This is a genomic window from Paenibacillus sp. FSL R7-0302 (assembly GCF_038006885.1).
Lineage (GTDB): Bacteria > Bacillota > Bacilli > Paenibacillales > Paenibacillaceae > Paenibacillus_AQ.
On sequence record NZ_JBBOWB010000001.1, the window covers coordinates 4,835,578 to 4,847,962 of the forward strand.

The window sequence follows — 12,385 nt, forward strand, 5'->3', positions numbered from 1 at the left end:
ATGTCCACTCCTTCTGTTCTATATAAAGTCTGCTGACTACCCTTACTTATTGTGCGCCTGCCGGAACCTCCTCGTTCGTTCGCAGGAAATCCTCCAGCTCCTCCAGGGTTGGCATAGCATCGGAGCAGCTGTGGCGGGAGATGACAATCGAGGCCGAGGCACTGCCGCGCCGCATCGCCTCACTGACACTGTGCCCGCTCATCAGACTGTGGATGAAGGCTGACGCATAGGAATCGCCTGCGCCGAACGTCTTGAGCACTTTTGCCGGGAAAATCCCGCTCCGGTGGCTCTGCCCATCCGCTGTATAGCTAATCGAGCCGCTGCCGCCGTGCTTGATGACCACCAGCTCTGCCTGATGCGAGAACCAGCGGGCTGCCGTGGCCTGATCATCGGCGCCTGCCAAATTGTAGAGATTCTCCATCATATCGAATTCTTCGCGCGTGCCGATGATGCAGTGGCTTTTCTCGGCTGCGAGGTTATAGTAGACCGCCGTTTCAGCGGCTGATGTCCAGGTATAAGGGCGGTAATCGAGATCGAAGAACACGGTCACATTATGCTTGCGGGCAAATTCCAGTGCCAGGAACACCGCTTCGCGGGAAGGGCTCTGGGCCAGCGCCGTACCGGAGATGAGCAGCGCCTTGGAGCTGGCAATGTAATCCTCCGAGATCTCCTCCGTGTTCAGCAGCAGATCGGCCACATGGTCGCGGTACATCAGAATGCTGCACTCCTGCGGGCTCTTAATTTCGGTAAAAGCCAGCCCCGTCACCGCACCCGTCCGGTCCACGCAGACCTGGCTGTCGTCGATGCCATCCTTGCGCAGATAGCTGCGGATGAACCTGCCCATCTGGTCGTCAGCCAGCTTGCCGATGAAGCCGGTACGCATGCCGAGCCGCGCTGCACCAATGATAATATTGGCCGGAGAGCCGCCGACATATTTGGTGAAGGTCATCGTCTCTTCCATCGGCCGCCCGGTCTCATTGGCGTTCAAATCAATACACAACCGGCCAACAGCAACTACATCCAGCCGCCGGTCAGGGTCGAACTGTAAACCGTTCATAGTGATGCCTCCTTGATCAAGCTAGGGAAAAGGTAGTTCGTTCGGTAATACGAATGGCTGTAAATCGTCGTCAATTGGACAGTGAGGCTGTAAATTACACAGTAAAGTTGTAATTCGTACAATGAAGCTATACATCGCATTAACGTAAGGTTAGATTGATATGCTGCTGTAAGAGTCATTTGGCGTATAACTTGGCGTGTAGGTTGAGTATTTCAACGATTGATTGTTGCCTTTGGAACAGAATGTTTCATTTCATCTCTAGGGGGAGGGTAAGCGCTTAACCTAATTTTCTACTTTAGTATAGTTTAGAAGCGCGCTTTTGGCAATCCTCAATTTGAAAGCGATATCAATAATCGCATGGAATGCACTGAAGGGGAAGATCGCCCTCGGAACAACAGGTAGAAAAATTGTGTTCGGTTTTTCGCATACATCTGCCTACTCACCGGCTCACTGACCCAATATGTTCGGTTTTCCACATACATCCGGTCCATGTCCCTCCACACAATCGCGCTCTTCCACACTAATACAGCACGCAAAAAAGACCCGCTCCCAGCCGCAGCCGGAACAGGTCTTGAATAGATAGTGTGTGGTTAGTGCGGAACCGGACCCGTCGAATGGCGGATGACCAGCTCGGGCATCAGCATGATTTTGCGCTTGGGGCTGGTGGGGTTACTGATTGATTCATTCAGCAGAAGCATCGCCTGCTCGGTCATCTCGCGCAGAGGCTGGGCGATACTGGTCAGCGAGGGATGGCAGATTTCTGCCAGCATCGTATTGTCGAAGCCGACTACGGACAGGTCGCGGGGAATGGACAGGCCCGCACTGCGCGCCTCCTTGAGTACCCCGATCGCCAGTAGATCATTGCAGCCAAAGATGGCGGTCGGGCGTATGTTCTGTGCCTGGTTCAACATTTCTGCTGCTGCCGTACGCCCGTTCTCCAGCGTTGCCGAGGTGTGGATCATATTCGCCGGATTGTCAAAAGAAATTCCCGCCGCCTTCAGCGCATCCAGGAATCCTTCCACCCGCAGCCTGCTCCCCGGCAGATTGTCAGAGATCACTCCCAGCCTGCGGTGACCGAGGGACAGCAAATATTCCGTGGCCTGATAGCCGCCTTTGTAATCATCGACGGTGACGCTGTTGCCCTCCAGCATACGGATATCGGCTGAGAACAGCACAAGCGGCACATGATCAGCCACCATTCCGCGAATCAGCTCAGGATTCCCCGTATGAGAGGCAATAATCAGGCCATCCACCCGTTTGCGCAGCAGCAGCGAGATGTACCGGGCCGCCTTCTCATCGCTGCGGTCCGTACTGCACACGATTAAGTCGCTGCCCTGCTCCTGGGCGTAATCCTCGATGCCGCGGGCCGTCTCCGCAAAGAACGGATTGGCAATATCGGGGATCATCAGCCCAATGGTACCCGTCCGGCGGCTGGTCAACGCAGAAGCTACCAGACTGGGCTGGTAGTTCAGCTCCTCCATGACCCGCCCTACCTTTTCCCGCGTCTTGTCACTGATCCGGCCGCTCTTATTCAATACCTTGGACACCGTAGCGATAGAGACGCCTGCTTCCCGTGCCACATCATAGATCGTAGGTTTCATCGTTATTAAGCCCGCCTTTGCGTTCATGCCTTCTTATCCTTCGATTATAAGGAAGTCCTCCCACGCTGTCTATCTATCGGGTATGTGTGTCTTTTACAGACCAGCTAGTTCAAAAAGGCTCCCGCTGCGCGGAAGCCCCATAATTATCCATTCACTTGTCTACCTAGCCGCCAGATAACCTTCTATCCTCTTCAACTCTGTTCACTCTGCCGCTGATGCAGGCACGCTCTGTCCCGGCTTGAACAGCCACTCATGATCGGGATCATTGTGGAATACCCAGGTGCGGACCGGTCCGGCCATCACGTTAAGATAATACGAATCATATCCCGGCGGTGCTGAGACAGGATGATAGCCCTCCGGCACAAGCACAATGCTCTTATCCGGAACAGCAATAGTCTCGTCGAGACTGCGGTCATCATTATAGACCCGCTGCACCACGAAGCCGTGGGCGGGATTGACCCGGTGATAGTACGTCTCCTCCAGGTAGGATTCGGCCGGCAGGTTATCCTGGTCATGCTTGTGCGGCGGATAGCTGGACCAGTTGCCGCCGCCCGTGCGCACCTCGACCACCAGCAGGCTCTCAGCTACGCTGTGTTCTGGCAGGATATTAACGACTTTGCGAGTCATGCTGCCATAGCCGCGGTCCTCGATTGCCGCATCTGACGGGGTAATCAGCCGTGCCGGATATTTGCCGCTTCCCGGAGCAAGACAGACTCCAAGCTCCAGCTCTGTCAGTGCAGTAACCTCATAATGCGCTCCCGCCGGAACATACACAGCATAAGGAGCCATATCTTCAAAGACTGACATGCGTCCGCCGATACCGGCGAACCGCTCGCCATCCACCTCTATATCTGCTTTGCCCGCCAGCAGTACCAAACAGACTTCATTCTCTTCGCTATCACGCTCCAGGGTAGCCCCAGCTTGCAATTGGTACACCTCGAACCCGACATACTTCCATCCGGCACTCTCGGGGCTGACCGCAGCGATACAGCCATCCTTATCCGGCGCTCCGGCCTTAATCAGTAGATCAGACATCTTCATCCATCCTCCTCTGTCTTAAGAATCTGTATCCGCTTACAAGGCCTGCAGTTCAGAAAATCCCGCTTCCGCAGCAGTTACAGACAGCTTGACGGGAAGTCCGCTCAGATACGATTCTCTGGCTGCTTCAGCAATGAGCTGTGCGGCTTCGCCGTCACGGCCGCTGCAGATCACCGGCTCCTGTAGCCTTACCGAACGGGCAAACGCAATAATCTCCTCCATAAATGCCTGGTTATAGCGCTCCAGGAAGAAATGCTCCGGCTGATCGCGGGTGACCGAAGTCGCGGTGGATACTTCCACTGTTGTCGGGCGGCAGTTGTCTGCCGTCGCCGAACCCAGCGTTCCGAAGACCTCCACCCGCTGATCATAGCCATATACGGCCTGCCGGCTGTTGTCGATCACGCAAATCGCCCCGTTCACGAACGTCAGTGTAATGACGGCGGTGTCCACATCCCCGCAACGGCCGAACATCGGATCAATCAGGTTCGCCCCCCGGGTGTAGACCTCAGCCACTTCATTGCCTACCAGATAACGGGCCATATCGAAATCATGAATCGTCATATCCATGAACATCCCACCGGAAGAACGTACATAAGCTTCACCGGGAGGCTGCGGGTCACGTGAGGTAATCTTCACAATATGAGGATTCCCCAGCTCTCCGGACTGAACCAGCCGCTTCAGCTTGCGGAAGCTGGGGTCCATCCGGCGGTTGAAGCCGACTTGCAGCAGCACACCAGCGTCCTCTGCCGCCTGCAAAGCCCGCTGGGTCTCTTCCGAGGAGAGGCTAATCGGCTTCTCACAGAAGATATGTTTGCCCGCGTGCGCAGCCCGCTCAATCCAGGACGCATGCGAATCAGTCGGCGTGCAGATGAACACCGCTTCAATCTCAGGATCATTCAGTATATCTTCACCCGCAGCAAAAACAGAGCCAAGCCCCCTGCTCTCTGCCCAGGCCAGCAATTCCTCACTCATCATAGCTTCAGCTATGGACTTCAGCTTGAACGACGGCATCGCACGCAGATTGTCTGCGTGGAGGCGGCCAATTCTTCCCGCTCCGATAATGCCAACTACAATCGGTTTAACCATGTTCGCTTATCCTCCTCAGAGGGTAAGCGCTTAACCTTCCCGAGAATAGTATACTTCATGCCCGGGAAAGCTTCAAGCAAATCTTTTCTCAAAAAGATCAGATAAGCGTAGGCCGAAATAAAATAGGAAATAGATACCGTGAGATTTCTCTTTAACAATTAAATGAATCCTATATTATGCAAGTTAGAACAGGAAAAGAGGTGTTGTCTCATGAGCAAAATTAATTTTACCGAAAGCCTGCTTCGTGTAATTATTTCTCTGATCGGACTTCCATTCACATGGATTCAGGCCGCTCTTTCCAAATATCTTCTACATAAATATAAAGCTCCAGGAGAAAAGATTTCAGTTGGCTCACATCATCTCCATGCGATGGTTACCGGCAGCAACACAAGTAATCTTCCGACGATTCTATTGGAAGCAGGAATGGGCGGTTGTGCTCTGGATTGGTCATTGGTTCAGCCCGCATTAGCCAAGCATACCAAGGTCCTCTCCTATGACCGGGCCGGTTTCGGTTGGAGTACTACACCTATCAGTGAGCCGACTTGCGAAGGCTATGTTCGTGATTTGCGGGAATTATTGACGCAGCTTGAATTAGAACCCCCATACATTCTTGTAGGGCACTCCTATGGCGGAATGATCATGCGGCTGTTTGCTTCTAAGTATCCTGAAGAGGTCTCCGGGATTATTCTTGTGGACTCCACACATGAGCAAAGATTCATAGAATCCACTTTTAATCAAATCAGATATGAAGAACGACTGCGGCACCTGAGACGGCTAAGAATGGGTTATCTTTTATCCCCTATTGGGTTGCCCCGTCTATTAAGACAACCTATTGGTGCCAAACGGCTGCCTCCACCAGTTCAACATACAATGAATACACTCGGATATCGAAATAATGCGTATAAAGCGGCATATCTGGAATCTCTCTGCACTATAGAAAGTGCCCTCCAATTAATAGAGTCAGAGCCTTTAGCTTCGGAATTACCAATCCTCGTATTATCTGCCGGAAGGCAGAATGAAGCTTGGCAACAATCACAGAAGACGCTCCTCCAGTTAACCGCAAAAACCCGGCAGATCGTGATAGAGGACAGCTGGCATTCCATTCAACTATATTATCCGCAAGCTGTCGTAGATTCAGTACTGAGTTTATTAAGAGATAATCATCGCAACCAAACAGACAAGCAGGCGTCTATTTAGTAGGAATATATATCCATTAAGAAAGGTGAGCTAACATGATCGGGAGATTCACAAGAGTTCTGGAAGGAAGCCCAAGACTCGTTATTAGCATTTTTTATCCAGCCATCGGGGGAGAACCGGTGAAGGGTATCGACCTGTACGCACCTTGCCAGGCTGAGGCAGCTAAGCTTTTGACAGAGATGGGCGTTGAGCTGGACAACCTGAACATTGCCAGTGTAACAACAGGCGGGGCAGTGGCTCCAAAACAAGAAGGGTATCCCGTCGTACTCTTCTCCCCTGGATTCGGTGTGGAACGCGATATGTATCTCGGAGTGATTTCCAAGTTAGTCTCCAAAAACTACGTGGTAATTACGATTAGCGCCCCGCATGAGTCTATCTTCACCGTATTTCCAGATGGCAGCTATCTCAAGCAGGCACCGGAAATGGCGGAGCTGGCAAGCAGCGACTACACCAGTTGGTCCCGTCTGCTCCACAACCGGGTACAATATATACACGCAGTTATGGACGTTCTTGAGACGCTTAACTGCTCCGATGATGCTGAGCTCGCCGGGCTGTTCGACCTGGATAAGGTTGCTGTCTTGGGACATTCGCTCGGAGGTGCCGCCTCCCTGGAGGCCGCCAAGCAGGATCACCGGATCAAGGCGGCTGTCCTGCTCGATCCCAGTTTTCACCTCATACGCCGCGAAGACGTACAGTCTGCTGTTCCAGTTCTGCTGCTGCGGCAAGAAGCTTCGGCGTACCGGGAGATGGCAGCCTCTATGAATGAGACCATTGCATACGATTACATCGATGGGCAGCGCTATGCCTTCAACTCTCTGAATAATGCCCAATTCTATCGGGTAAAAGGGGCTCAGCACATGTCGTTTTCGGATATTCCGCTTCATTACGGTGATCAACACGCAGTTCCCGTTCATGCCGTTACCGCAGAAGCTGCAACCGCATTCATGGAGGCGGTCTTTTGTAAGGGTGAGGCGGGCCGAAATTTCGCTTTACAGTCTGGAGAAACCGTTGTTCCCATCAACGCAGAGGGTGAACCTGTAGGAACTTAGCATGAATTGATAAACGTAGTTGCAGGGGCAGTATTGCTTAATTTTAAATGTTCTTTACAGCTAAATACGGGTACTCAATGATACACTTAAGCTATCATAACTCTTGCTTGAAGGAGTGTTCCAATGCAATTTCATTAAATTAGATACCCTAAGCTTTCAGGCATTGGAATTTTACTTAAAGCAAGGGTATGAAGTGTTCGGAACGATACATAATGCCGGCAGCCATACTCATTATTATTTGAAGAAAGAGATCTCCAAGTATAAGCTAACGCCCATTGATTAGCATGAAATGATACCCAAACGCCATTAACCTGGAGGACATTTGATGAAGGTCAGACTTAGCGACTATAATACAGACTGGATCAGACTTTTTCAGCAGGAGACTGAGTTTTTAACTACTATTTTCACAGATGAAATTGTACGTTTTGAGCATTTTGGCAGCACCTCAGTACCCGGTTTAAAAGCTAAACCCGTCATTGATATGATGTGTATCGTACAAGACATAGGCAAAATCGACTCGTACAACGATAAGATGACACTGCTCGGATATGATGCAGGTGGAGAATGGGGAATTCCCGGAAGAAGGCTATTCCGCAAAGGCGGTGAGGCAAGGACGCATCATATTCATTGTTATCAGGCAGACAACCCTCAGATTGAACGGCATCTCGTGTTCAGAGATTATTTAAGAGCCCATCCGGCGGAAGCGGCAAGATACAGTCAGTTCAAACAAGAATTAGCGGATCGCTTCGAAGACACCAGTCAGTATAGTCCAGCCAAAAAAGCATTTGTGAGCTCGATGGAACAACAGGCGCTTTCCTGGTACGCAAGCCTGCGTTCTGATGCGAGGTGAGCCGATGAATTTCAGATGTGAATGCGGACACCGAATCTACGACAATACGGATTATTTGCCCTATAAAGGATACTTCCTTGCGGACCAGGATCAGGATGATCTTATGGATGAGATTGACGATGCTATTGAGAAATCGGGTCCGACGCCGCGGGATAAGAAAGAAGCTGATATGAGGATTAGATCCTTAATCACTAGACTGTTCAAATCCGCTTACCAGTGCTCCAATTGCGGGAACCTCTTCATGGATCTTGGTCCTGCCGGACTGGAAATGTTCAGGGCAGTTGATCCTGTGAATAAGAATCTGTTACGGTCGGCTTTAGGGGAGCAGTGGCGGGGGCATGTATTTGGAGAATGGAAGGACATCCTGCCTGAATGGCAAACTTCCCATGGCATCCTGTACAATGAGACCAATGTCAGCTGTCCAAGCGGAGAATCGGCGGGGAATGGACATTATAGTGATTGGGAAGCCTTGGAACGGGACTATTATCAGTTGTTTGATGAACTCAAGAACAGGAATGCTATACGTTACAGCCAATTGGAAAAGAACGGGACCCTAATTCATTCATGGAGCTTACCTAAATAGCTTTTCTGTATAGGCTGAATGAGTGGAAATAAGCTAAAAAACTCTAAGGAGGAACTCAAATGAAGACAATCCTGCGCATGATGGACCATCTGTACTGGGCGGACGGACGGATTTTGGAAGCGCTTGAAGCGAGTCACACGAAGGACGCGGAGCTGCTGAAGCTGGTGCGGCATGTGGCGGTGGCGGAGCAAGTCTGGCTGTCGCGCTTGCAGGGTAAGGGCAGCACACAATACGCATTATGGGAAGAAGCGGAAGACCTGACGGCAATCCGGCAACTGTTCGAAGAGAATGCTGAGCAATACCGCAGCTATATCGGCAAGCTGGAAGAATCTGCGCTGGATCAGATGATTAGCTACAGCAGCCAAAATGGAACCTCGTTCCAGACCTCCGTGCGGGACATCCTGCTGCAGGTGCTTTTACATGGGCAATATCACCGGGGACAGATCAACCGGGCCCTTCGGATGGAATCGGCAGAACCGGCTCCCGTTGATTACATCACTTTTGTGAGACTCTAACAGGACTTCACGAATGTTAATAGGGTAGCTTTCATATCACGGACTGGCTGCATCTGGCCTGTTAATGAATAAGGAGCGAATGCTAGAATGGAAATTAGAGCGTTACACACAGATGAACCGCCCCCAACCGGATTGCTTTTATTGGCAGACCCTGCACCGAAGCTGGTTAAGGACTATATTGCAAGAGGACAATGCTTCGTTGCTGAGGCGGATCAACAAGTGGTCGGAGTCTATGTGTTACTGCCTACCAGACCGGAGACCGCCGAGCTGGTCAATATTGCAGTGGGTGAGGAGTTCCAAGGCCGGGGGATCGGGAAGCAACTGGTGAATCACGCGATTCAGGAGGCTAAGCATCTCGGATTCAAAACGCTGGAGATCGGCACAGGCAACTCTAGTATCGGCCAGCTTGCGTTGTATCAGAAATGCGGATTCCGGATCACGGGGATCGACAGGGACTTTTTCATCAGACATTATAGTGAAGAAATCTATGAGAACGGGATGCAGGTTATGGATATGATACGCCTGTCTCAGGATCTGTAAGTCAAATGGAGGTTAACCAACCTATGCAAGCACAAATATTGCAATTTCTGAATACTACCTATCCGGTTCAACTCTCCAGTGTGGAGGCGGTCACCAACGAAATGTACCGTTGTCACTCGGGTAAGGAGACATTTTTCGCCCGAATTACGAATTATAAGACCTATGAAGCACAATTAGCTGAAGTGAACTGGACAACCTATCTGTTCAATCGGGGCGTACGGGTGCCGGAGGTTATACCTACTGAACATAATTCGCTTATCAGCACCCTGCTGCTGGATGAAGAAGAGAAGTTCGTGGTCTTGTTCCGGGCGGCAGCCGGAATCCACCTGCCCCGGGCCAAATGGGACAAAACCATCCTCAGAACCCTCGGACAGCAAATAGGCAGAATGCATCAGGTGAGCAAAGAATATCAGCAGTCTGACGCTGCCCAGCCGATTCCGCATTGGTATGATAACGATGAATATGATTTTCTCAAGTACATTCCTGCTGAAGAACGGGCCATACGGGATATTGCGAAGGATGTGCTCAAGCAGATCCGAATGCTGCCCAAAGATGAGGCGAACTACGGGTTAATCCACGGGGACCTGTGGCTGAACAATACCCTGGTGGACAGTGACTCTGCGCTGACGTTGATTGATTTTCAGGATTGTGAGCGACATTATTATGCCTACGATTTAGCTGTACCGATCTATTCTGCGCTGGAGTACTCATTCGCGGGGGGACAAAACCTCATGGACTATAAGCGCACGATTACCAAGGCAATCACGGACGGATATAAGGAAGAGCATCCCCTCTCCGCTGAGATGGCCAGAAAACTGCCGCTGTTTATGAGACTGAAAGAGCTGTTTGAATACAACCTGATGCATATGTATTGGAACTTCGAGGAGCTTAGCGAGGAGCAGGTGCGGATTCTGAATCTGTACAGAAGCAAGATTGAGTATATGCATACGTGAGGTGAGTGAAGTGTATGACTACATTAGCCTCCATTCTGTGGACTACGCCAAGACGGTAAGGACGGAGGTACTGGAGCGATTTTTTATTAGTTTAATGGGTTTTGACAAAATCGGTCCTTTATCTTTCTCCAAGGCATTCCATGGAGCGCATATCGGGGTAAAGGGAATCTCCGCAAATTCGGACGGCAGTTACGCTTACTATACCCTGGAGGGGATTGAAGCGGTGAACCTGGTCGAGGTCATTCTGCCAGCAACTAAGATAGATGAGCCATTGGAGCGTGCGATAACCGGGTTGGTGATGGCCATTGTTGACGAATTCGGCTGGTGCATTGATGAGGACCACGGATTGGATACTTGATGTGATCGGTTTTCCGATTACATTTGGCCACACGCTCTCGCCAACACCAATTGTGATCGGTTTTCCGATTACATTTGGCCACACGCTCTCGCCAACACCAATTGTGATCGGTTTTCCGATTACATTCGGCCGCACACTCTCGCCAACACCAAATGTGATCGGTTTTCCGATTACATTCGGCCACACACTCTCGCCAACACCAATTGTGATCGGTTTTCCGATTACATTCGGCCGCACACTCTCGCCAACACCAAATGTATTCGGTTTGCGCATACAGGCCAGCCCCCCGTCCCCTGTGCGTTCCCCCAACAATATGACAAGCGGCAGCCTCAGACGAATCATTCGTCCCTGGCTGCCGCTTGTTCAATTCTTATCACTCAGCCCGCTTCGCCCCTGCCCAGACTCCGGCTTCAGCAGTAATGCAGCGCTTCGCCCAGCGCGACCAGCGCCATCGCCTGTCCGTAGGCCATAGGGGCAATGATGATCCCTTTGTAGTCCTCCTTGGCTGCGCCGATGGGAGTACCGCCGGACACGCCGAGCACTGTGCCTTCGCCGTCAATTCTGTCCAGGATGGCGCGGATTGCCTGTAGTGCAGGTTCGCTATAGGCCTCCGGGAGCAGCCCCCGGCGCACACTGTTCAGAATACCGGCGGCAATCGCAGCCGAACCGGAGGTTTCGGTATAGCTGCCGGGATCATCCAGCAGGGTATGCCATAGTCCGTCTCCGCTCTGACAAGCGAGCAAGGCTTCCGCCTGGGCCTGTAGCGTCTGCTGGAGATAGCTGAAGACTCCGTCTGTCAGATAGGGCCGCATCAGCTCCAGATATTCCGGCAGACCGAGGGCGAACCAGCCGTTGCCGCGGCACCAGAAGGCTTCGCTGAAGTTGTGGCGCTCTGCAAAATGCCAGCCATGGAAGAAGAAGCCGGTCTTTTTGTCATAGAGATATTTAATGTGCAGCAGCAGCTGATGCAGCGAGGTCTCGCGCCACTGCGGGTTGTCGTACTTCACACCCATTTTGGCAGTGAACAGAATCGCCATGAACAGCGTATCAATCCAGATCTCGTTCTCATGGAGCGAGACCTCATGCTTCTGAGTCCCCGTAGTCACATGCTGATAGCCTTGCTCCAGCGTCCGGGGCAGGCCGTGCATCAGCCAATCTATCCATTCGAGACTCAGCTCTCCGGCCTCTTCCAGCTCCATCAGTGAGAGCAGCGGGGCAGTCGTATTAATATTCCGGCTGGGCAATCCCTTCTCCAGCTGCCGGGCCATCCACGGCTTGGTGTATGCCGCATAACGGCCGTCCCCGAAATGCCGGTCCAGCTTTTGCAGGCCATACAGCCCCACTCCCTGCGGCCAATCCCACTCTTCCATCCCGAAGTCCCTTGCAAAATACCCCCGGCGTCCCGCATCTTCCCCCAGGTTCTGCAATTCCGCTTCATTATCCGGCCGGCCCAGCTTCAGCAGCTTATTCGTGACCAGGTCCAGCTTCTGCATAACCTCTTCCTTGCTCACACAGCTAACCGGCACCGCTTGCTTCTCTCCTGCTTCCATCCTAGCCT

The 12,385-nt window shown here is 51.8% G+C and carries 13 protein-coding genes; 8 read left to right on the top strand and 5 right to left on the bottom strand.

Annotation, left to right across the window (positions count from 1 at the left end; translation table 11 throughout):
* Window positions 1-46 precede the first annotated feature (46 nt).
* From iolC to iolG, 4 genes are all read right to left on the bottom strand, one after another.
* The gene (gene iolC, locus MKY96_RS20830; RefSeq protein WP_340942907.1) at window positions 47-1,057 is read right to left on the bottom strand and encodes a 5-dehydro-2-deoxygluconokinase; all 1,011 of its coding nucleotides are present in this window, start codon (window positions 1,055-1,057) and stop codon (window positions 47-49) included.
* Window positions 1,058-1,647: 590 nt separating this feature from the next.
* The gene (locus MKY96_RS20835; RefSeq protein WP_076076418.1) at window positions 1,648-2,658 is read right to left on the bottom strand and encodes a LacI family DNA-binding transcriptional regulator; all 1,011 of its coding nucleotides are present in this window, start codon (window positions 2,656-2,658) and stop codon (window positions 1,648-1,650) included.
* 201 nt (window positions 2,659-2,859) lie between these two features.
* Window positions 2,860-3,693, bottom strand: coding sequence for a 5-deoxy-glucuronate isomerase (gene iolB, locus MKY96_RS20840; protein WP_340942910.1), 834 nt, complete (start codon window positions 3,691-3,693; stop codon window positions 2,860-2,862).
* A 39-nt stretch (window positions 3,694-3,732) separates the two neighbouring features.
* Entirely contained in the window at window positions 3,733-4,782 is a 1,050-nt protein-coding gene (gene iolG, locus MKY96_RS20845; RefSeq protein ID WP_340942911.1) for an inositol 2-dehydrogenase, read from the bottom strand.
* Window positions 4,783-4,992: 210 nt separating this feature from the next.
* On the opposite strand from iolG, the gene MKY96_RS20850 reads away from it, so the two are divergent.
* From MKY96_RS20850 to MKY96_RS20885, 8 genes are all read left to right on the top strand, one after another.
* The gene (locus MKY96_RS20850; RefSeq protein ID WP_340942913.1) at window positions 4,993-5,979 is read left to right on the top strand and encodes an alpha/beta hydrolase; all 987 of its coding nucleotides are present in this window, start codon (window positions 4,993-4,995) and stop codon (window positions 5,977-5,979) included.
* Between the two features lie 119 nt (window positions 5,980-6,098).
* Window positions 6,099-7,028 (top strand): alpha/beta hydrolase family protein, encoded by a 930-nt coding sequence (locus tag MKY96_RS20855; protein ID WP_340942915.1) that lies wholly within the window; start codon window positions 6,099-6,101, stop codon window positions 7,026-7,028.
* A 325-nt stretch (window positions 7,029-7,353) separates the two neighbouring features.
* A complete protein-coding gene (locus tag MKY96_RS20860) occupies window positions 7,354-7,878 on the top strand; it encodes a GrpB family protein (RefSeq protein ID WP_340942917.1) in 525 nt (174 codons plus the stop codon).
* A gap of 4 nt (window positions 7,879-7,882) precedes the next feature.
* Window positions 7,883-8,461: a hypothetical protein gene (locus MKY96_RS20865; protein WP_340942919.1), complete on the top strand. Its 579-nt coding sequence runs from the start codon at window positions 7,883-7,885 to the stop codon at window positions 8,459-8,461.
* 59 nt (window positions 8,462-8,520) lie between these two features.
* Window positions 8,521-8,976, top strand: a complete 456-nt coding sequence (locus MKY96_RS20870; RefSeq protein WP_340942920.1) for a DinB family protein — start codon at window positions 8,521-8,523, stop codon at window positions 8,974-8,976.
* A gap of 87 nt (window positions 8,977-9,063) precedes the next feature.
* Window positions 9,064-9,516, top strand: a complete 453-nt coding sequence (locus tag MKY96_RS20875; protein ID WP_340942921.1) for a GNAT family N-acetyltransferase — start codon at window positions 9,064-9,066, stop codon at window positions 9,514-9,516.
* Window positions 9,517-9,539: 23 nt separating this feature from the next.
* The gene (locus MKY96_RS20880; protein ID WP_340942923.1) at window positions 9,540-10,469 is read left to right on the top strand and encodes a phosphotransferase enzyme family protein; all 930 of its coding nucleotides are present in this window, start codon (window positions 9,540-9,542) and stop codon (window positions 10,467-10,469) included.
* Between the two features lie 94 nt (window positions 10,470-10,563).
* Window positions 10,564-10,827, top strand: coding sequence for a hypothetical protein (locus MKY96_RS20885; RefSeq protein ID WP_340942925.1), 264 nt, complete (start codon window positions 10,564-10,566; stop codon window positions 10,825-10,827).
* 410 nt (window positions 10,828-11,237) lie between these two features.
* Here the strand turns inward: MKY96_RS20885 and MKY96_RS20890 are convergent, their stop codons facing one another.
* On the bottom strand, window positions 11,238-12,377 hold the full coding sequence (locus MKY96_RS20890; RefSeq protein WP_340942926.1) for a glycoside hydrolase family 88/105 protein: 1,140 nt from the start codon (window positions 12,375-12,377) through the stop codon (window positions 11,238-11,240).
* Between the last annotated feature and the right edge of the window lie 8 nt (window positions 12,378-12,385).

What these genes read in the sequence shown, in the direction of transcription:
- iolG (WP_340942911.1), bottom strand. Translation starts at nt 4,782, where the DNA reads ATGGTTAAACCGATTGTAGTTGGCATTATCGGAGCGGGAAGAATTGGC.
- MKY96_RS20875 (WP_340942921.1), top strand. Translation starts at nt 9,064, where the DNA reads ATGGAAATTAGAGCGTTACACACAGATGAACCGCCCCCAACCGGATTG.
- MKY96_RS20850 (WP_340942913.1), top strand. Translation starts at nt 4,993, where the DNA reads ATGAGCAAAATTAATTTTACCGAAAGCCTGCTTCGTGTAATTATTTCT.
- MKY96_RS20835 (WP_076076418.1), bottom strand. Translation starts at nt 2,658, where the DNA reads ATGAAACCTACGATCTATGATGTGGCACGGGAAGCAGGCGTCTCTATC.
- iolC (WP_340942907.1), bottom strand. Translation starts at nt 1,057, where the DNA reads ATGAACGGTTTACAGTTCGACCCTGACCGGCGGCTGGATGTAGTTGCT.
- MKY96_RS20870 (WP_340942920.1), top strand. Translation starts at nt 8,521, where the DNA reads ATGAAGACAATCCTGCGCATGATGGACCATCTGTACTGGGCGGACGGA.
- iolB (WP_340942910.1), bottom strand. Translation starts at nt 3,693, where the DNA reads ATGTCTGATCTACTGATTAAGGCCGGAGCGCCGGATAAGGATGGCTGT.
- MKY96_RS20890 (WP_340942926.1), bottom strand. Translation starts at nt 12,377, where the DNA reads ATGGAAGCAGGAGAGAAGCAAGCGGTGCCGGTTAGCTGTGTGAGCAAG.
- MKY96_RS20860 (WP_340942917.1), top strand. Translation starts at nt 7,354, where the DNA reads ATGAAGGTCAGACTTAGCGACTATAATACAGACTGGATCAGACTTTTT.
- MKY96_RS20880 (WP_340942923.1), top strand. Translation starts at nt 9,540, where the DNA reads ATGCAAGCACAAATATTGCAATTTCTGAATACTACCTATCCGGTTCAA.
- MKY96_RS20865 (WP_340942919.1), top strand. Translation starts at nt 7,883, where the DNA reads ATGAATTTCAGATGTGAATGCGGACACCGAATCTACGACAATACGGAT.
- MKY96_RS20885 (WP_340942925.1), top strand. Translation starts at nt 10,564, where the DNA reads ATGGGTTTTGACAAAATCGGTCCTTTATCTTTCTCCAAGGCATTCCAT.